We start from the raw sequence: 26061 nt of genomic DNA on the forward strand, positions 1-26061 counted from the left end.
AACTCTGATCCCGATGAAGACAAACTTTGAATTCTTTGAAATCGTCGAGAGAGAAGACGGAGTAGCTATCGTCTTCTTAAACCGTCCCGACAAAAGAAATGCGATGAACTGGAGTTTCTGGAGAGACCTTCCGGATGTCGTACACGAAATTAACTCCAATCAAAAAATCAGATCCTTCGTAGTTGCAGCAAGAGGCAAATCATTCTCCACAGGTTTGGACCTGGACTCATTCTTCCAAGAATTTGGATCCGTAGTACAAGGTACCTATGGAGATGATCGTAAAAAATTCTATGAACTGATCCTCCGAATGCAGAAAGGGATCAATGCAGTTTATGATTCTCCTAAACCTTCCGTTGCCGCAGTCCAAAAACATTGTATCGGTGGCGGACTAGATCTGATCTCTGCTTGCGATATTCGTTATGCGACTTACGATGCAAGCATCTCCTTAAGAGAAGCAAAGGTAGCGATCGTAGCGGATATGGGCTCTATCAACAGACTTCCTTCTATCATTGGACAAGGAAACACGAGAGAACTCGCCTACACCGGTAAAGACATAGACGGAGAAGAAGCTCTCAGAATGGGACTTGTCTCTAAATTGTTCAAGGACCAAGACCAACTTTTGGAAGGTGCAATTGCAACCGCTTCCGAGATCGCTGCAAATCCAAGAATAGTGGTAGAAGGTACTAAGGAAGTAATGAACTACTCCGAAGGAAAACCTTTAGCTGTCGGTTTGAACTATGTCGCGGTTTGGAATTCCAGCTTTATGGATTCCAGGGATTTTAGAGAGGCAATGAAAGCCTTTAAAGATAGAAAAAGGCCGGAATATAATAAGAATTAATTTAGCAAGCGTGGGTGGGATGTGGGAACTCCTGCAAACGGTAGATACGTTTTGTGGAATTCCTGCATCCTAATTAAACGTAAAGATCCAAAAGTCTGGATCTCCCTTCGGAAGCTTGGGCTTGCACTTGAGCCTCTACGTTCAGCTTCAAAAGTTTAGAATTCATATCCGACTGAGCTTGGAATATTTCCCTAGGCAGATTGGCGATTCTTTCGATCATGAGAGATTGGCTGGTTTGGCTACCGATTTCCATTTTCTTTACCTCTATAGAGTGGGGATTTTTTCTTTCCTTTGCCCCCGTTTCAATCATCGGTTGATCTGTGGAAAACTTGATTATTTTAGGAATTTTTTTAGCCTGTCCCAGTCGTGGGTTTTAGGGAACTGATCATAAGCGCCATCCATCGGGAAAGGCAGAGAGAATTTACTAAGGCGTTTAACCTATACAAGGAATCCCTGAATTTTACCAAAAATCCCAAAACCGTAGTGAAGGTGAAAAACCGCCAGGCATGGTGCCAATATTATATTGGGAATACCAGAGAGACCCTGAATCTTTTCCAGGAATTGCAGGACCGTTTTTCCACTCATCCGGAAAGCAGATTGTATTATGCAAATTATCTCATCAAGGTTCACAATTTTAAATCCGCTAAAAAGATACTTACCACTGCAATCGAGATATTCCCGGACCAGTTGGAATTATATCTAACTCTAGCGAGTTTATTAAAAGATACGGATAGATCCAATGAGGCGATCCAAGTATTAAAGCAGGCCTTATCCCAGGAAAAACTGTCCAGAGGAAGAGGGATCAAACGAAAAGATATTTGGTCCGAACTCGGATATTTGTATTATCAAAGGGGAGATTATAACTCGGCCTTAGCTTCTTTAAAAACCGCCATGAGAATGGACGAAGAAGAGACCTTTTTACATTACGATATGATCGCTCAGTGTTATCTGAAAGTTTCGGATCATAAGAATGCACTTAAATTCATAGATCTATATATCAAATATTTCGGAGAATCCGACGCGGATATACTCGTTGTAAAAGCGAGAGCCCACGCTCAATTGCAGGAAAGTCACTTGGCCTGCGCTTCTTTACTGCAGGCCTACTCCATGGAAAACGGTCTTAAACTTTCTGCGGAGGATATGGTGGATTTCGGCCCGTTATTGCAGACCGGTTTTTTTGATACATTAGAGAATGTTGAAATAGACGAAGCCTGATCACCTGCCTCGCATAACCTGCAAACTTAATTCAAATCACTACCATTCTACATTGGCAGGATTTGCATCTACAGGATAAGTAGAAATATCGTATTTTAAGGCATTCACTATTCCATCATCTAATGCGGATTTTATAACATTCCTATTCGTATCTAAGAAACTTTGAGCGTTATAAACAAAAGACGCAAAAAGAGGATTATTATAATAATTAAATATGACATCCGATATGGGAGTATGATACGGGACATCAGTTAAAAATACGGGATAAGATTTCACCTCAATACCACAAGAACAAACCTGACTTAAAGGCTCCATATCCGTTTGGAGTTTAGGTTCCCCATTATCAAACGATCCGTTATTATTCGTATCGATCCACAAACGCGGCAGGTCTTCGTCGTATAAAATCGGAGCAGAGGAACTTGCAGCTTTAATAAATTTTAGAGGATAACCGTATTGGGCCATACTATCGGAGGCAGGAGTAAGAGTGGCAAGATTGGAAGAAAGGATCAAATCAAAATCATCGTTATAATATTGAAAGTAAAAACCTCCGGTTGAATATCCGATAGCTTTACCTGCATAACCGTCGGAGGTGGATACAAAAGCAAAAGTCCTTTCAAGTTCGTAAATAAATTCAGGATAGAACTGGCCCTCGTAAGTATAATCCGGAATTACTTCTTTATCAGATGAATAAAAATAATAGTCCTGACCTACTCTTGAGATCCGAAATGCCTTGCCATATCTTAAAAAGAGATCAGAGGACGAATTCTGATCATAGACTCTAAAATGTACCAACGAGCGATTTTGGACCGAATATGTAGTGTTAGCCCTTTTTACTATAGAATATCCAGAAGAGTAAAGATATGGAAGAGGATTAACAATTTTATCAAAGTACGAAAGTAGAATAGTTTCCGAGGGAGTATTAAAATTTTCGACCTGTATAGTCACAAAACGCCTTAGATATTCATCCAAATCATATTTCATTTCAATAAAATAGACTGAATTCTGCAGATAATAGCGTAAAGATACGTTCTTATATTCTTTTCCCTCAAATTCAATATCTCCTATTACAAGAGCCGCTCCCAATTCAACTGTATCCGCATAATTTAGGATAATATACTTGCATAGATCGTTTTCCTGAATGATCGAATACACTGCATCCATCTCCGAATTCAAATTGGAAGTGTATAATTCCGATTGTGGTAAAATTGAGTAAGCTCCCAAACTCTGATCGGAAGATTTACTTCCAAGCTTCATTAGATCCTTCTTGGTTGGAAGCTCTTGAACCAGATATTTTGGAGAATTCGGAACTGACTGAACGACACCGAATAAGAAGGCCAAACTACTTATTGGCTCAGAACCGGCCCCAGGCTGGCAGCCGTAAGAAAAAATATTAAACCCGAAGATCAGAATAAAAGAAAATAATATTTTTTTCATACGTTAGCCAAAATATGGGAAATCCCCGGATAGATTCTTTATAAGTTTTAGCTAACGTTAGGCGCAACAATATTTTGCCATATATTCCTTATTTTCTATAGAAAAGGCGATTATGCGGGAATTTTATTCTTCTCCCGCATATATTTGAAGACGTAATTTAAAAGATCACTTCCCTGCTAATTTTCTCTTAGCAAGATCTTGGATCTTTAAAAAATCCTCTAACTTCAAAGTGTTTTTTTCTCCCACAGGAGAATTACTTATTTCACTATGGTTGTGAACATAAGGAATTCCAATCTTTAGCAGATCATCCTTATCGATCACAATCGTTTTTGTTCCTCTTGTGACTGTGAGATAATCGGATGTAGGTATCATCTTAGAATGGTCTGAAGAATTTTCCAACTCCACCTTACCTTGGCAATGGCAGATAAAAGTCATGTCTTCTACAATATTAGTAAAAAATTGAGTTCCTCTTACACCCGCAGTAGTTGTTGGAGTTCCTAAGCTTAAGCCCTCACCTTTTGCAAGTTTATTGGAGAGAAGCCATGATCTTCCCTTCTCTTGGAAAAACTTTTTGTCAGATTTGATGTCGTCGAAGCGGAATCTGGAACCGGATTGGATTTCCAGCAAGGAAACATTTTCTCCAAATGCGATCGTTGCAGTGGCGCCTTCGTCCGTAACCAATGTGTCACCGTTTTGGATCTCTTTGTTCACTTCTGCCTTGGATTTTTCGGAACCCCTTTCTAAGGTTACGTTCCCTACAACAAATGTGATCACTCCCTTACCTACATCCGCTTCCTTTTTACCGCAAGAAAACAAAACGCATGTTATACCTAGAAGAAATAGAACTGATAATATTTTCATAGCGGTCGATTGTGGAGGCTCTTTTAAAGGAAGTAAATCTATTTTTGAAAAAGAAGAGACTATTATAGTCCGTACCAATCTTTAGTTTATCAATAAACATCCGATGTCGGGCTTCCAGAGCCGATGCAGTAGGCTCTTATAATTATTCTAAACGAAGAAGCGGGTAAATAAAAGTCTTATTGGCGCTTATTTTTTCTGAGAAGTTTTCTTGGGAGAAGGGACTTTCCGTTTTGTAGCCTTCTTCTTAGAAGCCTTGGAGGTCCTATTATAATCCAAGGCAAGTCCCATCCAGTATCCAAACTCTTTCTCAAGCTTTACTTCTTCGATATTTACGAATACAAATCCTTTCATCAGATTTCCATTATGGATCATTGGTCTGGCTTTTTTCTTTTCTAAAACGGATTCGTAATCTTTGGGATCTATTCTGAACATAAGCTCCTCGTCCCTGACACAAACGCACATCTTTCCGTTTACCATAAAACAAAGACCACCGAACATTTTTTTCTCTTCTACCTCTTTTTGTTCGGTGAGAGTTTTTCGTACACGTTCGGCCGTTTTTTCGTGAATCGCCATATACTTTTCCTAAGTTTTTAGATGTTTATTCGAATGAAAATCCGATTACTCAGGAACATTCGCGAGCTGGTTTACATCTTCTCCCGGGACCAAAATAAATTCTCCATTAGAACCTTTTAGTCTGCTTTCCAGAAACGGTTTATATTCTTCCGAATTATAAAAGTTTCGGAGAGCTTCTTTGGACGGCCATTCGATGATCAGGAATAGTTGAGGAAGTTTTCTGTCCCCTTCTATCTTTTCCATATTCGTGGTCCTGGAAAGATATCTTCCCCCGAATTTTTCCACCATCTTGGTCACACTGCGCACATAAGCAGGGATCCAACGCGCGCTGGTAATATTTAATTCTGCTACGGAGTAATACTTCATGACCTTCTCCAATCTTAGATTTTGAAATGGTTGCAAGCCTTTTCAGGATTACTTTGAGATGTAAACTAGTGAAAATCCGTATATTCTTATCATCTCGAACGAATTTTTAAGGGCGATATTATAAGATCAGTCGAATCTTACTCGGTTTTGGTGCAAAATCCATCATAGACAAGCGGGATGTAATCGGTTCTTTCAAAGGGATCGATAGAATGTATCCGCCGAGGAAAAAATGCAAAAAGAACATTTCGACGTGATCACTGTGGGCGCGGGTTTATCAGGGATCAGCGCAGGTTATCATCTTCAAAAACTTTGCCCGGGTAAAAAATATACGATCTTAGAAAGTAGATCGGATATAGGCGGGACCTGGAGCCTATTTCGTTATCCTGGAATTCGTTCCGATTCCGATATGTTTACTTTGGGTTATTCTTTCCGACCTTGGAAAGAAGCGAAGGCAATCGCCGACGGACCTTCTATCCTAAATTATGTGAGGGAAACAGCATCCGAATTCGGAATAGATCGTAATATCAGATTTGAACATAGAGTAACCTCGACTTCTTGGTCCAGTAAGGAAAATTTTTGGACTTTAACCGTAGAAGTAGGACCTAAAAAAGAAAAACGCACATACACTGCGGACTTTCTTTATATTTGCAGCGGTTATTATAATTACGATAAAGGGTTCACTCCGAATTTTCCCGGAGTAAAGAATTTTAAAGGACAGATCATTCATCCTCAACATTGGCCTGAAAATTTAAACTATAAGGGCAAAAAGGTAGTAGTGATCGGAAGCGGTGCAACTGCGGTTACATTAGTTCCATCTATGGCGGATGATGCTTCTCATGTTACTATGCTGCAAAGGTCTCCTACTTATATTACCAGTCTTCCATCCAAAGATATAGTCGCAGATTTTTTAAGATTTATTCTGCCTGCGAAACTTGCTCATCATATCACTCGTATCAAAAACATTCTGATCCAAATTTGGTTCTATCAAGTTTGTAAAAGATCTCCTAACTTTGCGAAGTGGCTGATCAGATTAAGATTAAAAGCCTCTCTTCCTAAAGGTTATGATATAGATACTCATTTCAAACCGAATTACCAGCCTTGGGATCAAAGAGTATGTTTGGTGCCCGACTCCGATCTTTTCAAGTCGATCTCCAAAGGTAAAGCATCCATAGTCACAGATCATATTGAAACTTTCACAGCCAAGGGGATTAAATTAAAATCCGGGAAAGAATTAGAAGCGGATATTATAGTCACTGCAACAGGATTAGAATTACTCGCAATCGGCGGGATACAACTAAAGGTAGACGGTGAAGCGGTAGATATTTCCAAACAATTTACATTCAAAGGTTTAATGCTAAGCGGAGTTCCTAACTTCGCATTTTGTGTGGGTTATACAAACGCATCTTGGACATTAAGAGCGGATCTAACTTCTACTTATGTTGCGCGACTTCTGAACCATATGGATTCAAAAGGTTACAAACAATGTGTTCCGGTTTGTGATCCTTCCAAAATGGAGAAGGAGCCTATACTGGATCTGAATTCCGGATACATCCAAAGAGCCATAGAGCAGTTCCCTCAAAGGGGAGCAAATAGACCTTGGAGATTCCATCAGAATTATCTAATGGATCTATTCGATATAAATTTCGCGAACGTGAACGACTCTAACCTGTCGTTCGGATAAAAACAAAATAGGAAGAAGAAAACCCAAATGAAAAGTTTTAAAAATAAAGTGGCCGCCATTACCGGGGCCGGATCGGGAATGGGCAGAGAACTTGCGATCCAACTTGCGGAACAAGAATGCAATCTCGCATTATCAGACGTAAACGAAGCTGGCCTTGCGGAAACAGTTCAATTAGTAAAGAAGAAGAATCCGAATATTTCCGTTACCAGCCAAAAACTGGACGTATCGGATCGCTCCGCTGTTTTCGATTGGGCCTCAAAAGTAGCCAAAGATCATAATAAGATAAATTTAATATTTAATAATGCAGGGATCGCATTCGGCTCCACGATAGAAGGATTCGAATCCAAAGATTTTCAAAGAGTTATGGACATCAACTTCGGCGGAGTAGTGAACGGAACCCAAGCATTTCTGCCCTATTTAAAAGAAAGTGGAGAAGGTCATATCATCAATACCTCTAGTGTATTCGGGATCATCGCAGTTCCAGGGACCTCTGCATACAATGCATCCAAATTTGCAGTGAGAGGATTTACGGAGACCTTAAGGCAAGAATTGGACCTTACCAAAGTGAAAGTTTCCGCAACCAGCGTCCATCCTGGCGGTATCAAAACTGCAATTGCAAAAAGTTCTAAGACCAATGATAGCGTGAGAGCACTTGGCTTGGATCCAAATACTGCAGGGGAAAAGATGTCCGCTCAGTTTATAACGACTGCAGAACGCGCCGCAAAAGTGATCCTTAAAGGAGTAAAAAAGAATTCCCGCAGAGTTCTTATCGGGCCGGATGCAGTATTTGTGGATCTGATGCAGAGATTACTTCCCACTTCTTACCAGGTAATAATCGGGAAACTTCTACTCAAACAAATGAGATAAATTCGATTTACGGAGAGCCATTCGATTGGCTTTCCGTAAACAAAATCCGTTTGTAAGAGACCCTATCCGAAAAATATAAAGAATTTTTCAGGAAAGTAGTGATCTCACTGTATTACTTGTTTTATGATATCCAGGAATTGTGCGGGCCGAAACGGTTTAATGATCCATCCGTTCGCTCCGGCTTCTGCGCCTTTCTGTTTTATATTTTCTTCCGACTCGGTAGTTAGGGTCAGAATAGGCACATTCGTATTTCTCTTTCTTACCTCGCGTATAAAAGCAAGCCCGTCCATCACCGGCATATTTATATCCGTTATGACTAGATCGTATTCGGCATCGCTGAATTTGTCTATGCCCTCCTTTCCGTCGGATGCAAGAGTGACTTCATAGCCGCCTATCCCCAACGTCTGCTGGACCAAACTCCTCATAGTAGCCGAATCATCTACCGCTAGTATCCTTAAGTTCCCCATATATTAAGCTCCTTTAATAAATAACGTAAAGTTGGAAGGATTCAATTCATAAAAACGGCATAGACCGAATTCACGAATGATGAAATTTTTGGAATATTCCGATATCGATTCTGCAGAACCCAAAATAAGAAAGCTGTCTTGATCCAATGCCTTCTCTATTTTATTGAATAAACTTTTTCGCTCCTGCTGATCGAAATAATAAGATACGTTCCTGCATAGTATTAAATCACAACCGGATGGATAAGGATCGTAGATCAAATTATGCTGTTTAAATTCTATAATAGATCTTATTTCATCATTCACCCTGTACAGTCCTTTGGAGACAGGATCGAAATACTTTGCAAGATGTGCCTCAGGCAATCCCCTTCCTATCTCGAAAGCGGAAAAAACCCCGCCTTTGGCTTTTTCTATCGTATCCTTTGCTATATCCGTTGCGGTTATGCTGATATTCTTAAATAAATGAGGATACCTTTCATGGATGGAGATCGCCACCGAATAAGGCTCTTGTCCCGTGGAACAGGCAGCCGACCATATTTTGATCTTGGGATCCTTCTGTTGTTTTCTCTCCAAGATCTCAGGTATGATCCTTTCTAAGATCGCTCCGAAAATACTTTCGTCCCTAAAAAATCTAGTTTCGTGAGTAGTTACTCTTTCTATTACTCTCTCCCTAAATTCAAGATCGGAACCTTCTTTGAATTTTTTAGACAATTGCCCGAAGTCGGATAAATTATAATCCGCTAATATATCCGAGAGACGACTTTCCAAAAGATAAATTTTTTCTTCGGTCAGGGATATGCCCGTCGCCTGTTTTATCGCGTCCATCAATTCGAAAGTAGCATCTAACATTATAATGAGTTCCTTTGTAATAGGTTAGAGATCTTTTCGGCGATATGATCCACATCCAATACTTCATCTACGAGCCCCTCCTGTACCGGACGATTGGGCATTCCAAAAACCGTACACGATTCCCTATTCTGAGCGATCAAGTATGCTCCATTCTTCTTTAACTCCTTCATTCCGAGATAACCGTCTTCTCCCATTCCTGTCATAATGATCGCGGTTGTTTCTTTCGGAAAATTTTCGGCTAAAGATCTAAATAGAATATTTACGGAAGGTTTACATAATTCCTCTTCAGGACCGTTAAACACTCTTGCAGAAGGGCCGGAATTGCCGTTGATTATCTCGAGTTGTTTTCCCCCGGGAGCTATATAAGCTACTCCTTTCCGCAATACTTCGCCGTCCTCCGCTTCTTTGATCAGAATATTCGCCGCCTGCGAAAGGCTTTCCGCTAGATAATTGGTGAATAAAGGAGGCATATGTTGTGCGATTACGATACTTCCGCTAAGATCCGACGGTAACTTTTGGAATAATTGACGCAACGCGATCGGTCCTCCGGTAGATATTCCTATCGCGCATATCGAACAATCCTTCTCCCTTCTGGTTTGGACAATATTAACGGGAATATTTTTCTTTTCCGCCGGACTCTGGATGATCGGCTTGATTGGACTAAGGGCTTTGATCTTTGAAGTCAATAACTCCAAGGTTTCGCTTAACGCTCCTTCTTGCCCTCCGTTAGGTTTCGGCACAAAATCGATCGCCCCCATATCCAAAGCTTTCAAAGTGATCTTAGCTCCTTCTTGAGTGAGAGAACTGAGCATAATCACCTTTGTGTCTGGAAATTTAGATTTAATTTCCTCCAAAGTTTGGATCCCGTTCATCTGAGGCATTTCTACATCCAAGATCACGAAGTCCGGTTTCAGTTGAGCGATCTTAGGAAGTGCGAACTTACCGTCGATCGCCGCTCCTAAAAATTCGATCTCTCCATCTTGGGAAAAAGTGTTCCGAAGAAGGTTCCGGTAGACCAAAGAATCGTCCACGATGAAGACGGATGTCTTCCGAGACGTTTTATTTTTTTCCACAGGTAATTCCAAGGCGCTCACCTTTTACTTAGCCGAATTCGAAATTTTGAATTGATTCACCAACATCGTCATACCTGCGGCAAGATCCTGGAGAGATTGGGAAAGTTTCGATACGCTGTTCGAGTCCTTTGCACCGTCTAGAGAAGCGGTAGAGATCCCGTTGATATTTTTAGTAACGTCATTCGAGGTAAGAGAAGTCTGACTGACGTTAGCTGCAATTTCCTTAGTCGTGATTGACTGTTCTTCGACCGCGGAAGCGATACTTCCACTGATCTCGTTCACTTCAGCGATCACACTCGTAATTTTACTGATGGACTCGATCACCTTCTCCGTACTCTTCTGTATGGCAGAGATCTTACTTTTGATCTCTTCTGAAGATTCCGCGGACTGACGCGCAAGCTCTTTTACTTCGGATGCGACTACGGCAAAACCTTTCCCGGCGTCTCCCGCCCCCGCAGCTTCGATCGCTGCATTTAACGCAAGAAGTTTAGTTTGAGCGGCAATATTGGAAATACTTTCGATTACGTTACCGATCTCGTTCGCATTCTCTCCCAATTCTTTTACGACCCTGCTTGTTTCGATCGCGGTAGAATTTGCCTCTCTTGCTATCTTTGCGGAGTCTGCCGCTTTTTTAGCCACTTCTCCTACGGAAACGGACATTTCTTCGATAGAACTCGAAACAACATTCAAATTCTGATTCATCTGAGTTGCTGCAGCTGCAATCGTTTGAGATTGTTGTGACATTTCCTCTATCCCTGAGGATAAGTTCAGACTTGCTCCCGATAGGTCTTGAGCGGAGGAAAAGAGTATATCTCCGTTTTCTTTTAATCGTGAGATCAATGCCGCCGTATTGATCAGCATATTCAAGATCGCTTTTCCTAATTCACCCAATTCGTCGTTACGATTGTGAGCGATATTCACGGAAAGATCACCGGTAGCTATTTTGTTTGCGATATCCGTAGCTTCTTTGAGAGGTTTCAGAATATAAAAAGTAAGATAGCCGCCTAATAGGATCTGGATAACCGCAAAAAATCCCGCAATCCCCATAGTCGCCTCGGAGGCTAAACCGATATATTCTGAAACCGCTAAACTTCCAAGACCCAGTAGGTTCAAAAATATAAACGAGAATAATTTTGTTCTAATGGATATTTTTCTTTTCTGAGTAGGTTCTAATTTTCGTTTTCCAGCAAGTATATCGGCGTATAATTTGGAAGCGGCTTCGACTTGTTGGCGTGCCGGAGTTCTTCTCACCGACATAAAGCCTACAATATTCCCGTTCTCTACTTTAGGGGCTACGTTCGCATCTACCCAATAATGGTCCCCATTTTTGGATCTATTCTTAACGATCCCTCTCCAAGGTTTACCGCTCTGGATCGTGTCCCAAAAATCCTTAAATACACTCCTAGGTATATCCGGGTGTCGAACCACATTATGAGGTTTACCGACCAACTCATCATCGGTCAAACCCGCTATTTCCAAAAACTCTTTGTTAGCATAGATAACCCGACCTTTCAAATCGGTCATCGAAACAAGAGTGGTCCCTTCTTTAACAAAACGTTCATTGTCCGTCAACGTTACGGACATTTGTTTTTTCTCAGTTTCCTTTTCTTTACTTTGAGACACAAAACCTAGCATATAACACTCCTCACTCGTCTTCTAGACGTAGTAGCTCTTCCCTGTTTAAAATTATCATGGTCTTATCTTTTAAAATGGTTACGTTTCGAATGAATCTCGCCTCCTTCTCATTCAAATGAGAAGGGCAATTCTCTAGATCCTTGTTTGCCACTTCTACGATATCCGAAACCGAATCGGAAAGAATGGCGAAGGTTTCTTTTTTTCCTTTTAAACGAATGAGGGAATGTTTTCCTTCTCCGCTTATACTATCTTTGCCGAAAAGAGATCTTAAGTTAAGTATAGTAACAAGGTCCCCTCGTAGATTCACGATCCCTTCTATGTAATCAGGAGAATGAGGGACTTTTAATATTCTTTTGTTATGATCCACTTCCTTACATCCTTCCAAAGGAAGTCCATAGATCTCGGTCCCGAGGAAGAATGATAAATATTGTTTCTTGTCTTCTTGATCCGCCATATATCACTCCGAAATAATTCCCTGACGAACTATATCTTTTCCGATCTTTTTCAGGACGGCAATTGGATCGATAACGATAACCATTTGCCCGAATACGATCCCGTTACCTATAACTCCGGAAGATTGATCTTCGTTCTTGGAAAAAGAATCTATTTCTCCCACAACATTATGGATTTCTTGTACAAGAATTCCCTTCTTCCCTAAAGAAGTCTGGATGAGTATCATAGTTCTCTCCACATCCTTTTCTTCTTCTTTCAGATTGAAATAACGGTCCAATCTGCAAAGTTCTACGACTTCCCCGCGGTATTGGATAACCTCTCTATCCATAACTCTTTCGAAATATTTCGGATCCACTTGTTCGATCCGGATCACGGATCTTGAATCCAAACCGAACATCTGCTTATTGACGGAGAACAGTAGATAATGCTCCTTCTCTCCGATCTCGCGAACGGTTTTAGAGCGAAGCTCCTCTTTTACGTTCGTATGTAACTTTAAGAATTTGCTGATCCCCGAAATGTCCAGGATCAACGCGACATTTCCGTCGCCCAAGATCGCAGCGCCTGTATAAAGATTGATCTTTGCCAGATCTTTAGAAAGAGGTTTGACCACTATCTCTTCCGGATTTTCGATCTCTTCTATCAACATTCCGAATTTGTGTTTTTCCGTATGAACTACCACGATGTATTTGTCCTTCTCTTCCTCCAACCGATCGGAAGATAATCCCAGTAACACTCCCGTGTTGATCAAAGGAAGAAGGTGACCTCTTAGTTGATACACCATCTTATTTTCCAAATAAGATAGGGACCTTCGATCGAGTAAAATGAGCTCTGAAATATTCTGTTGAGGTATCGCAAAAAGCATTCCGGAAGTTTTAACCATTTGGCAATTTATGATGGAAAGAGTCTGAGGTAAGGAAGCGATAACCGAAGTCCCCGCACCTTGTCTGGACGAAACCGAAACGGTACCTCCCGCTTTCTGGAAATTCATTTTTACCACGTCCATGCCGACGCCGCGGCCGGAAGTAGAAGACACCGACTTAGCCGTGCTGAATCCCGGAGAAAAAATAAATTCGGATAATTCTTCCGGGGATTTTCTATTAGCTTCTTCTTCGGTTATAAGTCCTCTTTCAATCGCCTTACTCTTAATACTGTCAACGTTCAATCCTCTACCGTCGTCTTCTACTTTGAGAATAACGTTCCCTCCTCTTAAAGAAGCGGATAAATGTATTTTTCCTTTTTTAGGTTTTCCCGCCAAGGCACGTTCTTCCGGTGATTCTATTCCGTGATCGACAGAGTTCCTGATCATATGTGTGATCGGATCCGAGATCGAATCGATTATATTTTTATCAAGTTCGACTTCTCCTCCCTCCAGGAATAGCTCGACTTCCTTTCCGGTGGTCCTTTCAAGATCGTGGATCAATCTTGGGATCCTTTTATACAATGATTCCAATTTTTGGAGCCTAGTTCGCATAACGCTCTCTTGAGAGGATGTGATCAACTGGCTCAAATTACGGACTATAGATAGTAAAGAAGGATCGTCGTAACTCTCGATCTTTTGCAGTAGTTGGTTCCTTACTATAATTGTTTCACCCGCTAGATTGATCATATGATCCAAAAGCTGAAGTGGGATCTTAAGATAATGTTCCGCAGAAACCTCTTTCAACTTGGTCTGACTTTCGGCCTCAACTACTGGCTTAGCGGATCTGTCCGACGTTGGCAGAGATACCTGCGGGTTTTCCTTTAATTCCGGTTTAAAAATCGTGGAAGCCGAAAGTAAAGAAACGGGAGAAAGTTCCAAAAAACTTTCCTTATCCGCAGAATACATTATGACAGCATAATGTATTTTATTCTCGGAGCCGTTCGAATAAGATCCGTTCTTTCCGTTAAAATCGCCGTGGCTCAAAACCATGCCGATACCGGAAAACTTCTCTATTACATCCGAACAATTTTTATCTTGCGGATCTTTCTGCTGAAACTTGATCAGAAAAAGAGAAGAAGCTTCCTGCTCTGCCTTTACGATATAACTTTTAGGGATTAATACTTTCCCATCTTTGAACAAAATCCTTTCCCCTTCCTTACTTGGAGAGGGATTGACCGGTTTATCCTTTTTAGGAGGAGTAAATAATCCGAATCTAGGTTTTTCGTCCTCGCCTGATCTTTCATCCGCCTTCAGACTTTCATTGATCCTCGACACCAACTCGGAAACTTTCGAATCAGGAACGCTATTCCTGCGCTCGTTCATTTCTTTAAGAGCGTCTATACAGTCCAAAAAAAGACCGATCTCCCTATCCGCAGGCTTGGTCTCCTTTTTGCGGAATTGGTTCAGAAGACTTTCGAATGAATGAGCCAATCCGGTGATCAACGGAAAATCGAAAATGGCCGAGTTACCCTTTATAGTATGGATCACTCTAAAAAGAGTATTGATCTGCTCCGGTTGATAATCCTTCTCCAATTCGAGAATAGACTCTTCAGCCATATCCAGTAGTTCTCTAGCCTCTACCAGATAATCTTTTAACAGGTTTTCGTAATCGACTTCCATATATTCTATATCCTATACGGATGCCACGGGAAAGAAAACTTCCGACATTACACAAGGTTCAACTACAGCGGAAGTATGATCCGAAACATTATGAATATTAAATATTCCACGATGTTTATTCACTATCATGTCGACGGCTGTCAAACCGAGCCCCATTCCGAACCTCTCTAATTCCGAAAACTCCTCTACAGGAGGAAGCAAACGAAAGAAAGGGCGAGTCACCAAAACTTCCTTATTTTCCTCATCTACAAGGTTTTGAGCGGAAGTGACTACGTTCTTGATTGCTATACAGAAATATCCGTCTATCTTACCGAAATAAACGTCTATGAAGGTTGACTTCTTGGAATATTTCATAGCGTTTAAGATGAGTTCATCGAATACGATGCCAACCCAATCTAATTGCGCCTTAAGTGACCCTTTCGATTTGCAGGACGAAAACCGTATCTTTAGGTCCTTCTTATCCAAAAATGGAACGAACGCCTCAGACCTTTTAGTCAAAGTATTTACCAAATCGCCGATGGAAATTGTTTCCATCTTTGCCTGTTCTCCGGCCAGAGCCAGAATGGTGGACAGACTTCCTAATTGTTTTCTTAAAACGTCCTGGCTAGCATAAAGAAGATTTAATATTTCGTTATTTACCAATGCACCGTTCTCGGTAGTTTGATGTCCCATTTTCAGCAGATCCAGAAGGGAAAGAATAGAACCGATCCCGGATCCCTGAGAAAAGGAAGTATTCAAAGATTTTATGGTAGAAAGAGATAATGAAGTCTCATCGGACTTTCGGATGGACTCTTTATATGTTAACCAATCCAGCTGCTCTTTTAATACATCACGATTCGATTTTTCCGCACCCGCTTGAAATTCCCGCAAGTTGTTATATTGAAAAGCCAAGGTGACCGTTCTATCAAAGGCTTCTCTCGTAACAGGTTTAACAAGATAATCAAAAACTCCCAGCTTCATCACTTCGATTATCTTGTCAGGCTCATATAGAGAAGATTGTACTACTATAATTGCATTCGGATCCTTCTTCTTAAGCTCACGTATAAAGGATGGCCCATCCAGTTCAGGCATCACCAAATCCACAATGTATAACGCATAAGGTTTAGAAGCGGAAAGGATCTTCTTCATTCCTTCCTTACCGTTAGAAGCGATATCGAAGTCCCAATTCATCTTTCTACAAAAGTTATCGTAGACCGTAGCGATCTCCGGTGAATCCTCTAATATCAGAATTTTTCCCATCCTAGATTCTCCGGAAAGAACCTGCATATCTACAACTTGATCTAACTCCCGACCCATATATCTTTCTTCCCCTGTTCTCGTCGTGCTCGCTTGAATGAAGATCAAGGATCACAATCGAACAATTTTTAGAGACTTGAGATACATCGAAATTATTACGCAGGTCTACTACTTTTGAATATGAGAAATATAATTAACGGTACTTCACTTGAATATGTATAAGAAAAACATTACTCTACACACAAACGTCATACACACTGTCCTTAAAGCAACAATGCGAAATTGACAAATATCAATTTCCCGAATTCGTAAGGATATAAAGAGGTTACTGATTTTTTCCGGATCACTCAAAATACATTCCCGCGATCTCAGGTAAGCAGTGGAGACATTAGGCATTTTTTCGTCAGAAAATGATAGAGAAGAAAAAGGGTCTAATTTTGGAAAAGACAATAGCCAATCAGGAAACGGATAAAAGACCCTGCGATGTTCTGTCCGATCCCTCCACAATTTCCCGAATAGCAGATTCTTTCCTATATATGGAAGAACTTGCAGTGAAAGGTTGGTCTTCCGATACAAAAGCGATTATCACAAAAATTTTCGGGGATTCCGGACAGATTGCAGTACGTTTTCAAAAAGGATCTATTATCTCTTTGGGCGAAAAAGTCACTCTACAAAGAACACTAAAACATCATATAGAGCTGAACTGTAGAGCCGTCAGACGCCTTAATGACTTCGAATTTTTAATGCAAGCCGAATCGATTTCTATTGCTAAAACCAATCGAAAAGAAGAAAGGCTACGAGTTAAGAACGATTCCGTATTTGCAACGAATGTAGTATATCATCCGGAACGATTCGAATTAAACCGCCATATTTCTCTGAACGTTATTCGGGAAGCGTTAGAAATCTTTAAAGACGAATTGACACATCCTAAATTCGGAGAGATCAAGATAGGACTCTTTCAATCCGGACAGGAATCCAAATTTGAGATCGTCAGAAAAACTAAAAAGATCTTCTACATCCAAAATACGAGTAAACCTAGCTCTTACACGGAAGCCCTGCCTCAATTCGTACAATACAGCACTTACTTCGGTAAAAACATTCTTTCTGCAATTAGAAGTTATAAGAATGAATCAATTATATCGGAACTTATACTTCCGATCTTATATGATAAAAATGATAAAGACTCCTATCCCAAAGCTTATCTTTGGATCAGAAGCTATCGAGAACCGATCCTAGCGGAAGATCTTTCCGGGCTCTATGCATTATCGGAAAGGATCATCAATACGATCCAAAGTTCCGATTCGATCAAGGCAACGGACCGATTCAGTGTATTAAATATTTCCGAATCCGGTGCAAAAATAAGGATACATCAAAAAGATCTATTATATAACCTTTACGGAAAAGAGAGTCTCAAATTCGACCTTGTATTCAAGGGAAGACCTCCTATTCACATGAATGCGAAGATCTGCTGGCGCTCAGTCGATAGAAGTGGAAAACTTTCTTTAGGTTTACAATTCATTTACGACCAAGAGCAGCTTTCCAGTTTAAGAAAATTGGAATATAATCTGCAGTCCTTACGCAATCGTATAAGCGCCGGTGGAAGTGACGCTACGGCTTTTAAAATTTATCGAAGCCTGCGTCCAAAAAGAAAGAAATTTTAACCCAATCCTCACAAAAATCGCCTAAGCCCGAAGAAGGATATACTGCGCATTCAATCCTAAAAAGTCCTACACGAAAATAGTAATCCATTTTACTTTCGTTATATGGAAGGTTTGATCGAAAAGATAACTATAATTTCCGGTTCTCTCTCACTTTTTCTGTTTTTGGGAGAAGGTATTTCCAAGGAAAAATATCCTTGGAGATTGTATTTAATCGTAATCTACCTTTCGCATTCTTTTTTCATGCTATTAGGATGGGCTATTTTTTCGGGGCATAAAGATTATGCAGCAACTTTGATCTATTTTGCGGGCCCCATAATGTTTTGCCACGCTTGGGCTTTGCCGAGATCTCTCAGATGTATTAGTAATCTAGCGACCTTAGAGGAGCTTAAAAGAGATTTCGCCTCAGTAATCAAAGACTTTTTCCCCTGTTTGATTTCCTTTGCGATCATTCTTCCGACCTATTTTATAAATTACGATCATAGATTCGAATTTTTGAATGTTGTGACCTCTGGAACAAATTCAAAAAGTGTAAGTTTAATTCCGCCATTAGTCTTAATATCCGCAATCTTATATCAAATATACGGATTAGGGGTCACATATTTTCGTTCACGGAATTTTTTATTAGGAATGCAGGGAAGAATTATAAGGATCGTTTCCGGACTGTTGATCATTCGGTCCCTTTTCGGATTTGCGGAAAGAGCCGTCTCGAAAACTTCTTATTTAGATCTTCATATTTTGTCTTCGGGTATCATAATCCCTCTATTTTTCCTTTTATATAAACGATACATTAGCTACCAGCTCAGGAAAGGTTACGAGATCCAGAAACCTTATAAACAATCCAGACTGAACGAAATCGATTTAGATGAATTGGAAGAGCGTCTACAAATGATCATGCAAAGAGATAGGATCTATACGGAAGAATCGATCACATTAGCCGATCTGGCAAAATATGCGGATGTGACCGTCCACCAACTTTCCGAATATTTGAATGTGAAAAAGGGGATCTCGTTTCGCAACTATATCAACGAATGGCGAGTAAATTTAGCCTGTGAAATGCTGAAAACAAAGCCTGAAATGAGCATCCTTGACATTGCTTACGAATGCGGGTTCAAGGCTAAATCCTCTTTTCATCTCGCTTTCCAAAAACATACCGGAATGCATCCGAAAAAATTTCGGGCCGCTATCGATTTTTAGGTCCAGAATTATACGGATGGACGACTATCATTCGTTTGTCGGGTATACTGTCGCTTATCCTTATAAAATAAGATCGTTTGATCGGAGGAACGATTAGATTGAACGATATTTTTGAAGAAAAAAATGAAACATTCGATCATTAAGATCTTATCCTATTTCCTTTTCGTATCTTGCGGAACAAACCAAGTTTTTATAGACCAAGCCAATCAGGTTAGAATATCCAAAAACCAAGATACGGATTGTAAGCAGATAGGAGAATACGAGCAATACTATTGGTTGTACGGGCTCTATTCCATCAACGAGCCAAAATTCCAAAGTTCAAAATACAAAAAGATCAAGATCCGAGAGAAGGTAACCTGGAAAGACATATTGGTCACTATTCCGCTTGGGATCATCGCCTCTGTCGGAAGAAAAACATTTTCTTACCAAGACTGCGGGGATTTTCCTCCGGTGGAGACCGAATATTTAGTACATGAAAGAAATAAGATCCTAGGTGAGATCGAAAAAGAATACAAAGATCTGCCCCAACTTCTGACAGAAAGAGCTAAAAAAGAATTTGGTGAAAAATTCAAATCCAATCTCCCGCTAATCTGGTTTATGGACGGAAGCCTAAAACAAGGCAAAGTAGTAGCCCAAGACACTGAAATATTGGAGATTGAAGACGAGGACGGAGCCCGAAAAAAATTCTATAAACGAGATATCTTAAAAGTAAGATATTCATTGGATTAACGATCATGCTCCGGATATATAAGATCTTTATTATTTTTATTTCTTTATTCCATATTCGATGTGGATATTTTCATTACCAAGCTTATTTGGAGGATTATCTATCCGGAAATCCGACAGAATCTTTTAATTCCGATTTTTTAGGAATATTACTCGCGGTTGAACCTTCCTCTTTAACGAATAAAAATGCGGAAGATTATTTGGAAGTTTCTCAAACACAATTAAATGTAATAGAAGGAGGCAACGGGTCTTCTTACGACATCCGGTTGAAAATTGAACCGACCCAGTCCGTATATTTGGATATAAGCCCCGAAAATCGAATGCAGATTAACGGAAGTGCAAATACGGTCAGGATCGAATTCACTCCCCAAAACTGGGATCAATTCCAAACGATTTCCGTAAACGCATTAGATAATAGTAATGTAGAAGGGACTGTTTCCGCTTTTATCACACACTCCATATCCAGCGCCGACGTCGCTTTTTCCAATATCTCTACTTATTCCCTAAGAGTGGATATATCGGATAACGATAGCGCCGAGATCTTTATTTCAAAAACTACTTCCAATGGAGCGGAGGGCGGTGCAACCGGTCAGTATAACATATCGTTAACGGGACAACCGATCTCGGACGTTATCGTGACTCTTACCCCGAATAACCAAATCCAAGTAAACGGCTCCTCTTCTCCGATCGATCTTACATTTACAAACTCCAATTGGACTCAGGCTCAAACGGTCACAATTTCCGCGATTGACGATAGCGTGGTAGAAGGACCACATAATGGATTAGTAACTCATTCTATAGTATCCGATGATCTTAGGTATTCTAATTTTACTCTAAGCGATCATACCTTTAAAATTTCGGATAATGATCCACCCACGAACTATTCTCAACTTTCCATCCAGAGTACGAATGTGACCGCATTTACAATGGGAGGCCAAGGAAATTATTGGGTAGGAAACCCTGGCCAAACGATTCCTTTTACATTATCTTTTCAGATAACAAGCAGTTGTAACGTAAATTGTTCCGTCCCTTTTCTAGTCGGTATCTATAGTTCAAGTCGTTTGGGCACGACTCCCGACTCGAGGGCCTGCCAACAATACAGCGATATAGGTCCCTATCCGAAAAATATTGGTTTTAATAACTCGCTTAAATCCCCAAGCGAGCCAGGGATCTACATGATCACTTTGTATAGGAACACACACGGTCAATGCAGTTCCATGATCACCGACTATAGCACTCAGGGATTCTATATAGGGGTACTCGAAGTTATCGGCAATTAAGGGCAATTCACGCGCATTTCATTCCAAACCTGGCACAAACTTTCCCGCACCATTCTTAGTTTTATCATTCGCGATTTCATCCGGACAATAGACAAATTATAGGCCCTTGCCGTTTATTTTCCGCTGGGACAGTCGATGGTCATAGAACAAAGAATATTCTGCTTTTCAATCAGGAGATCCGATAGCTAATTACGAACTCAAAGCTTGATTGCGGTTGGGATTCGATGGAAAGAACGAGTCGATACCATTGCATATGAGAAATATCTAAATACTATTCCCCAAGATCCACAAAAAACGGCTTATATCTTTTTACGAAGTCTCGATCATAGAAAAATCTGAAATTAACCATTTTATCCGATTGAAACTTGATCGTAAAAATATTCTTACCTTTCCTAAAGATATCTTTTGCTGAAATTAAAATATACCTGCGACACTTTAAAACCCCATTTGCGGAACCCGACTTAACATATTCTTCGGCAGGTTTGCGCGGAAAGAAAGTCCTTTTACCTAACCCGAGTTTAAAGAAAGGGAAATCAAAGTCGAACGAAACTAATAATTCTATTTGATTATCGTTTAGAAGAAAAGAAAAATCTTGATCAACGAATTCTTTAGAAGATCCGCAAAATTCCCATAATAAATAGTTTTCCTTTTTCGTCAGAGCGGATGGATCAGTGTAGAAATTCAAATTCCTATTATTCGAATCAGAAAGAATCGTTCTGAGGTTTTCATATTCAACGAAGAAAGCTCTAGATTTATAATCTAATCCCAAATCACGAAGTGATTCGAAATAATTGGTCTCTGAAGCATAACGCAATTGATATTGGGTATCTACTCCATGCGAGATTAGATCATAACCTCCAGTTGCAGATGAGCATTGTAGTAATAGGGTAATAAAGCTAAATGGGATAACTTTAAACATAAGGCTATTACTCCGAATATGGAAGCTACACTGATTAATTTAGCTATAGAGTCTAGCGGTAATAGAAATCATCCAGACTTACTGCCTAACACCTGTAGAAGAATTACCACCTCTAGAATCATATTGTGTAGCCGGCTTTTGCTTATCGTCCAAAAGCTTACCACCCAGTTCCTCTAACTTTGAGGGGGTGTAAATCTCCAATGGGACTGTGCATGTCTGGTATGGATTACATTTGAAAACGTCTTTTCCATTCTTATGGTAATAATATACAGCTTTCGATCCAAATTCGTTATGCATAATGTCATTTCCTTTTCCATCCGGTTCTGTGTAAAACCTACCATTCTCTAATGATTGCGTCACTCCAGCTTCCGCTTCGACGTATTCTCCCGCCTTTTGTCCTCTAGGCCGAAGGAATTCAACATGGACTCCATCTGCGTTAGTTCGCAATTCAGGTACCTTATCCTCGTATTCCTGTTCTTTCTTTTTTGCAGCAGAATCAGATTTATTTTTTAATTCACTATCACTGGATGATGGATTCCACCAGCTTTTCTCTTCTTTTTTTGTAACGCCGACTCCGAACGGATTAGGCACTACCTTGCCAGCATTTCCCGACCCAGTTCCTTCTTTTTGATTTGTTGCAGCACCATTATTTTTAGGAATAGTATTCATTGAATCAACTTTATCATTATACTCTTCCAGTTTAGATTTTCCTCCGACTCCGAAGGCTCCTTTCACTGTACTAGTTAGGCTATCAAACCACCCTGCTTCATGTCCGGTAGGATCTTTATACAGAATCGGATTCCCTTTCACATAGGAGAATCTGTTCCAACCTTGCGTATTAAGTTCCCCATCAATGATCGTATCTGCGGTAACAAATCGTGCGATACTCGCGTCATAATATCTTGCATTATAAAAATAGAATCCGCTTTCCTTGTCCAATTCCTGGGAGTTGTATTTAGGACTGAATGCCAAATTTCCACGTTGGACAAAGGTATCTCCGTAAGGCTCATATTGCATACGAGATAAAGTGTGAGCAGTATCGTCCAAAACCGTAGATACGGAGTCGACTTGATCTGTTAGATAGAATGCCGCTCTTCCGTCTTCCGTGATTGCCGCAATGCGGACCCCATTCAGGTAAATATTATTAATGGACCTTAAAACATTCTCCTCATCCATATATTCTAATCCGTAAAATTTGCTCGGATATAGAATTTCCTGGTGCTTGTATTGGGCTCCGGCTCCGTCAGGGACCAAAGCACTCTTATGGACTCGGAAGCCTCCCTCATCGTAAGAATAAATCCCAATGGTATAATTGTCTTTATCACGGATTCTTACGATTCTATTCTCTGAATCATATTCCATCTGTTTAGTTAGATCCAGAACCTGATCTCTTTGTCGGATCATATTTCCGGATGCATCATAATTCATGGTAAGAGTATCGCTACCAAATTTAGAAGAGTCTATCCTACGAACTTGATGGTTATCATACTGGTAAAGTCTTTCGTCAAGTATCGCACCGGTGCTAAAATTATGAGATCTCTTAGCTGTTAGATTTCCGTTTTTGGCATAATCGAAACTTTGTCTGAATTGTTTAGTATATGCATCTGTAGGTTCGAAATAGGTGCCTTGGGCGTTTACAAGACGACTGAGTCCGTCGTATTCATAGTTGTACTGCGTGGTATATTCCGAGGCAGTATTTGCTATATTTATAATATTATTTCTGCTATTGAATGTATAGATTGCGTCCTGCAATACTTTGGTAGTCCCGTCCACATCCCCGGAGGATTGGAGTCTTACAAGCCTCTGCCTTGCATCATAAGCGTAATTAGTGACGATTCCGTTTCCAAGAGTAAAGCCTGCGGTTTGATTGAATTCAGTATAGGTAATGTTTTCTACAACTGTCTTATTGCATAGCCCCGGCAAAATCCCGTTCGTATTCACTTGTACGGAGATACCGGTAATATATCCTGCAGTTCCATAGTTGTAACAGGCCCTGAGTCTGGAATGATTTACAGGGTGGGCAGGATAATCGATTTTACTTACTCTACCCAAAAGATCATATTCATATTCGGTAATATAGGGAACATCTCCGTTTTTCAGTGGGATATTCTTAAAGGAGCGGGTTTCCTTTTTTATTCTCCCCAATTTATCGTAACTAAATGTTTTCGTTTGGACCTGGTCTTCAACTTTGACTAGTTTTCCTAGAGAATTTTGGCTCCCGGATAAGGAATCATAAGTCAGATACGTAGTCCCTTCCGGTTGGACTTTAGTATTCATCCTGCCCAAAGGATCATATCCGAAGGTAGTTACAATATTCTTTGCGTCTGTGGATTTGGATAAGTCGCCAAATGCAGTATATTCGTATTTCTGCACACCCAGGTCCGGATCACTCTGAACCTTCACCTTTCCAAATCCGTCATAAGACCAATAAGCCTGGTTCTTGCCGGATACATCTTTATTTGCAATCCCAGTGGAGATATCGCTACAATTGAGAGGAGTTCCATCGTTTAGATCAGACTTTTTAATACGATTTCCTGCGAGATCGTAGCAGAATCCGATTTGGGCAACGACTCCGTCGTTACCGGAATCTTCTACATAAAGAACCTGTCCTCTCGCATCCAATATGGTCCTTTTGTTTGTTCCGCCATTATGGATTTCTATACGTTCATACGGATCATTATATACTGTAGTGAGAATCGTAGGAGAAGTTTCTCCTTCTGCCAAGGGTAGAGTTGCAGTTGTTACTCGACCAACAGCGTCGTATTCGAAAAGAGTCGGATTCTTTTCTTCCATATGTAGAGAAAAGTGATCCAAATCTCCTGTATCCGTCCAATCCGATTGGCCTCGTCGAGAGATTCTACCGGCCCCATCATATACGATTCGACCGGTTCGCACCGCTTTTCCTTCCGAAGCAGTTTTAACTTTGTATACAGTCCTTGCCAGCCCGTCCGCATATTCTCTTAATGCAAAATCCGGATCCCAGGTTCCCGCAATAAGAACAGACTTTGCACTCAAAGGAAAAGAAGAATCATAATCGTATGTGCCAAGTACCTTTGTACCTGAATCCGTATCTGCGGAAATTTTCACAGTTCTCCCATACGAATCGAATTCATATATCGTTTTATTTCCATTCGGGTCCGTGGTCTGGAGAGGCGAGCCGAATGCTGTAGTATAATCTATAGTATATAAATTCTTGAGTCGGATCGAACCACCAAAACTGGTTTTCTCGACTACAAATTGTTTAAGTTGAGCATCATAAACGAAATCCGTCCCCCTTGCAGGATTTCCACTTACATCTTTTTGAGAGATCAAATTTCCTAGAGTATCATAAGAGATCTCTGTAATTTTAGGAGGAACAACCCCAAGCCCGCTTCCTGTATAACTAGTCACACTACGGATCGGATTTCCTTGGGTATCGTAAGTAACAGAAGTGGAGACTTCATTAGAAGAGCCGGCCAGATTTACGGATTTTTTAGTCCGAGTTTGATTGCTTAAAGTAATAGTTTCAAATTCGGTAATATTCGTTATGGAGACGGAAGGATGAGCAGAATCAGAGAATAGATCGGTAATTGTTTCCGTCTTTTTGGAAAGATTGTAACCGTTCAATTCCAGATTCTGCCTGGTGGTTTTAGTTTTAGTTCCTTTGATATAATTTTCTTGTAGAGTGGGAATTACCATGTAACTTGTAATCCCAGAAGAAGTTTCAATTTTCTTTACGTCATAAGTTCGTAAAATAGATCCGTAGTCCTGACTATCTGCACCGACCAAATGTGATTCTTTTTCTGCACTGCTTAAGGCTCGATTCATCATAAAATCAGAATAAGGAACATTATTGTATTGGCGGGCTTTCTTAACACCATAAGGATCCTTTTCCGTAAAATTCCCAAATCCAAAAAAGTCCTTTTCCACTTTTCCATTTATAAAAGCGGAGAATGCATACCCATTGCTATATTCGTAAGTTTTGAAGATCCGATTGCTAAAGCCATCGTCTGCGGTGATTTTTGTACAAACTCTATAACTTCCGGGTAAATCCGGAACACCATCTCCACCGGTATTATCAAATTTGGTGGAATCAGTGTATTCGAATTCGTAACTTCCACCGATCCCGTTTTTGACGAGTTGCATAACGTCTGGAACGATCCCATCCGACATAGCAAAATACCAAGTGGGTTCTTTAAGATGGATAATCCCTATATC

Annotated in this window: 20 protein-coding genes and 1 pseudogene; 8 read left to right on the plus strand and 13 right to left on the minus strand. The window is 40.4% G+C overall.

Going from position 1 to position 26061, the window contains the following annotated elements; all coding sequences use genetic code 11:
* The first annotated feature begins 13 nt into the window (after window positions 1-13).
* Window positions 14-838, plus strand: coding sequence for a crotonase/enoyl-CoA hydratase family protein (locus EHR06_RS18960; protein ID WP_100711333.1), 825 nt, complete (start codon window positions 14-16; stop codon window positions 836-838).
* A gap of 73 nt (window positions 839-911) precedes the next feature.
* On the opposite strand, the gene EHR06_RS18965 is transcribed toward EHR06_RS18960, so the two are convergent.
* Window positions 912-1091, minus strand: coding sequence for a hypothetical protein (locus EHR06_RS18965; protein ID WP_024864064.1), 180 nt, complete (start codon window positions 1089-1091; stop codon window positions 912-914).
* Between the two features lie 113 nt (window positions 1092-1204).
* Between EHR06_RS18965 and EHR06_RS18970 the strand changes: the two genes are divergently transcribed.
* Window positions 1205-2053 carry a tetratricopeptide repeat protein gene (locus EHR06_RS18970; RefSeq protein ID WP_100725067.1) on the plus strand — a complete coding sequence of 283 codons (849 nt, stop codon included), beginning with the start codon at window positions 1205-1207 and terminating at the stop codon, window positions 2051-2053.
* Window positions 2054-2092: 39 nt separating this feature from the next.
* On the opposite strand, the gene EHR06_RS18975 is transcribed toward EHR06_RS18970, so the two are convergent.
* From EHR06_RS18975 to EHR06_RS18990, 4 genes are all read right to left on the minus strand, one after another.
* The gene (locus tag EHR06_RS18975; protein WP_135758455.1) at window positions 2093-3487 is read right to left on the minus strand and encodes a hypothetical protein; all 1395 of its coding nucleotides are present in this window, start codon (window positions 3485-3487) and stop codon (window positions 2093-2095) included.
* A gap of 165 nt (window positions 3488-3652) precedes the next feature.
* A complete protein-coding gene (locus EHR06_RS18980; protein ID WP_135758456.1) occupies window positions 3653-4348 on the minus strand; it encodes a FecR family protein in 696 nt (231 codons plus the stop codon).
* A gap of 186 nt (window positions 4349-4534) precedes the next feature.
* The gene (locus EHR06_RS18985; protein ID WP_135758457.1) at window positions 4535-4921 is read right to left on the minus strand and encodes a TfoX/Sxy family protein; all 387 of its coding nucleotides are present in this window, start codon (window positions 4919-4921) and stop codon (window positions 4535-4537) included.
* Between the two features lie 45 nt (window positions 4922-4966).
* The gene (locus EHR06_RS18990) at window positions 4967-5287 is read right to left on the minus strand and encodes a DUF1330 domain-containing protein (protein ID WP_135758458.1); all 321 of its coding nucleotides are present in this window, start codon (window positions 5285-5287) and stop codon (window positions 4967-4969) included.
* 229 nt (window positions 5288-5516) lie between these two features.
* Here EHR06_RS18990 and EHR06_RS18995 point away from each other — a divergent pair, with 229 nt between their 5' ends.
* Window positions 5517-6968, plus strand: a complete 1452-nt coding sequence (locus EHR06_RS18995; RefSeq protein WP_135758459.1) for a flavin-containing monooxygenase — start codon at window positions 5517-5519, stop codon at window positions 6966-6968.
* Between the two features lie 27 nt (window positions 6969-6995).
* Complete coding sequence (locus tag EHR06_RS19000) at window positions 6996-7835, plus strand: SDR family NAD(P)-dependent oxidoreductase (RefSeq protein WP_135758460.1); 840 nt, start codon at window positions 6996-6998, stop codon at window positions 7833-7835.
* A gap of 104 nt (window positions 7836-7939) precedes the next feature.
* On the opposite strand, the gene EHR06_RS19005 is transcribed toward EHR06_RS19000, so the two are convergent.
* Genes EHR06_RS19005 through EHR06_RS19035 form a run of 7 tightly spaced genes read right to left on the minus strand, consistent with a single transcriptional unit; the run spans window position 7940 to window position 16144 of the window.
* Entirely contained in the window at window positions 7940-8302 is a 363-nt protein-coding gene (locus EHR06_RS19005) for a response regulator (RefSeq protein ID WP_135758461.1), read from the minus strand.
* Window positions 8303-8305: 3 nt separating this feature from the next.
* Window positions 8306-9148: a CheR family methyltransferase gene (locus tag EHR06_RS19010; protein ID WP_135758462.1), complete on the minus strand. Its 843-nt coding sequence runs from the start codon at window positions 9146-9148 to the stop codon at window positions 8306-8308.
* A complete protein-coding gene (locus EHR06_RS19015; RefSeq protein ID WP_135758463.1) occupies window positions 9148-10242 on the minus strand; it encodes a protein-glutamate methylesterase/protein-glutamine glutaminase in 1095 nt (364 codons plus the stop codon). Before EHR06_RS19015 ends, EHR06_RS19010 begins: the two co-directional genes overlap by 1 nt.
* Before the next feature lie 3 nt (window positions 10243-10245).
* On the minus strand, window positions 10246-11856 hold the full coding sequence (locus tag EHR06_RS19020; RefSeq protein ID WP_135758464.1) for a methyl-accepting chemotaxis protein: 1611 nt from the start codon (window positions 11854-11856) through the stop codon (window positions 10246-10248).
* A gap of 10 nt (window positions 11857-11866) precedes the next feature.
* Entirely contained in the window at window positions 11867-12310 is a 444-nt protein-coding gene (locus EHR06_RS19025; RefSeq protein WP_135758465.1) for a chemotaxis protein CheW, read from the minus strand.
* A 3-nt stretch (window positions 12311-12313) separates the two neighbouring features.
* The gene (locus tag EHR06_RS19030) at window positions 12314-14848 is read right to left on the minus strand and encodes a chemotaxis protein CheW (RefSeq protein WP_135758466.1); all 2535 of its coding nucleotides are present in this window, start codon (window positions 14846-14848) and stop codon (window positions 12314-12316) included.
* 12 nt (window positions 14849-14860) lie between these two features.
* Window positions 14861-16144: a response regulator gene (locus tag EHR06_RS19035; RefSeq protein ID WP_135758467.1), complete on the minus strand. Its 1284-nt coding sequence runs from the start codon at window positions 16142-16144 to the stop codon at window positions 14861-14863.
* 350 nt (window positions 16145-16494) lie between these two features.
* On the opposite strand from EHR06_RS19035, the gene EHR06_RS19040 reads away from it, so the two are divergent.
* The 4 genes from EHR06_RS19040 to EHR06_RS19055 all read left to right on the plus strand — a co-directional run bounded on the left by EHR06_RS19040 (window position 16495) and on the right by EHR06_RS19055 (window position 20945).
* Window positions 16495-17745 carry a PilZ domain-containing protein gene (locus EHR06_RS19040; protein WP_135758468.1) on the plus strand — a complete coding sequence of 417 codons (1251 nt, stop codon included), beginning with the start codon at window positions 16495-16497 and terminating at the stop codon, window positions 17743-17745.
* Window positions 17746-17856: 111 nt separating this feature from the next.
* Window positions 17857-18939 carry a helix-turn-helix domain-containing protein gene (locus EHR06_RS19045; protein WP_167492320.1) on the plus strand — a complete coding sequence of 361 codons (1083 nt, stop codon included), beginning with the start codon at window positions 17857-17859 and terminating at the stop codon, window positions 18937-18939.
* Window positions 18940-19062: 123 nt separating this feature from the next.
* The gene (locus EHR06_RS19050; protein WP_135758470.1) at window positions 19063-19668 is read left to right on the plus strand and encodes an LIC_13076 family protein; all 606 of its coding nucleotides are present in this window, start codon (window positions 19063-19065) and stop codon (window positions 19666-19668) included.
* 5 nt (window positions 19669-19673) lie between these two features.
* The gene (locus EHR06_RS19055) at window positions 19674-20945 is read left to right on the plus strand and encodes a hypothetical protein (RefSeq protein WP_135758471.1); all 1272 of its coding nucleotides are present in this window, start codon (window positions 19674-19676) and stop codon (window positions 20943-20945) included.
* A gap of 1681 nt (window positions 20946-22626) precedes the next feature.
* On the opposite strand, the pseudogene EHR06_RS19060 reads toward EHR06_RS19055, so the two are convergent.
* Window positions 22627-26061: pseudogene (locus tag EHR06_RS19060) on the minus strand (RHS repeat domain-containing protein); the annotation flags it as partial.

Origin of the sequence: Leptospira dzoumogneensis, assembly GCF_004770895.1 — a bacterium.
GTDB classification, from domain to species: domain Bacteria; phylum Spirochaetota; class Leptospiria; order Leptospirales; family Leptospiraceae; genus Leptospira_B; species Leptospira_B dzoumogneensis.

Bases quoted from the DNA above. Each gene is read 5' to 3' on its own strand.
- EHR06_RS19030 (WP_135758466.1), bottom strand. From the start codon at position 14,848: ATGGAAGTCGATTACGAAAACCTGTTAAAAGATTATCTGGTAGAGGCT.
- EHR06_RS18965 (WP_024864064.1), bottom strand. From the start codon at position 1,091: ATGGAAATCGGTAGCCAAACCAGCCAATCTCTCATGATCGAAAGAATC.
- EHR06_RS19005 (WP_135758461.1), bottom strand. From the start codon at position 8,302: ATGGGGAACTTAAGGATACTAGCGGTAGATGATTCGGCTACTATGAGG.
- EHR06_RS18980 (WP_135758456.1), bottom strand. From the start codon at position 4,348: ATGAAAATATTATCAGTTCTATTTCTTCTAGGTATAACATGCGTTTTG.
- EHR06_RS19035 (WP_135758467.1), bottom strand. From the start codon at position 16,144: ATGGGTCGGGAGTTAGATCAAGTTGTAGATATGCAGGTTCTTTCCGGA.
- EHR06_RS18990 (WP_135758458.1), bottom strand. From the start codon at position 5,287: ATGAAGTATTACTCCGTAGCAGAATTAAATATTACCAGCGCGCGTTGG.
- EHR06_RS19040 (WP_135758468.1), top strand. From the start codon at position 16,495: ATGATAGAGAAGAAAAAGGGTCTAATTTTGGAAAAGACAATAGCCAAT.
- EHR06_RS18985 (WP_135758457.1), bottom strand. From the start codon at position 4,921: ATGGCGATTCACGAAAAAACGGCCGAACGTGTACGAAAAACTCTCACC.
- EHR06_RS19025 (WP_135758465.1), bottom strand. From the start codon at position 12,310: ATGGCGGATCAAGAAGACAAGAAACAATATTTATCATTCTTCCTCGGG.
- EHR06_RS18975 (WP_135758455.1), bottom strand. From the start codon at position 3,487: ATGAAAAAAATATTATTTTCTTTTATTCTGATCTTCGGGTTTAATATT.
- EHR06_RS19050 (WP_135758470.1), top strand. From the start codon at position 19,063: ATGAAACATTCGATCATTAAGATCTTATCCTATTTCCTTTTCGTATCT.
- EHR06_RS19020 (WP_135758464.1), bottom strand. From the start codon at position 11,856: ATGCTAGGTTTTGTGTCTCAAAGTAAAGAAAAGGAAACTGAGAAAAAA.
- EHR06_RS18995 (WP_135758459.1), top strand. From the start codon at position 5,517: ATGCAAAAAGAACATTTCGACGTGATCACTGTGGGCGCGGGTTTATCA.
- EHR06_RS18960 (WP_100711333.1), top strand. From the start codon at position 14: ATGAAGACAAACTTTGAATTCTTTGAAATCGTCGAGAGAGAAGACGGA.
- EHR06_RS19055 (WP_135758471.1), top strand. From the start codon at position 19,674: ATGCTCCGGATATATAAGATCTTTATTATTTTTATTTCTTTATTCCAT.
- EHR06_RS19000 (WP_135758460.1), top strand. From the start codon at position 6,996: ATGAAAAGTTTTAAAAATAAAGTGGCCGCCATTACCGGGGCCGGATCG.
- EHR06_RS19010 (WP_135758462.1), bottom strand. From the start codon at position 9,148: ATGTTAGATGCTACTTTCGAATTGATGGACGCGATAAAACAGGCGACG.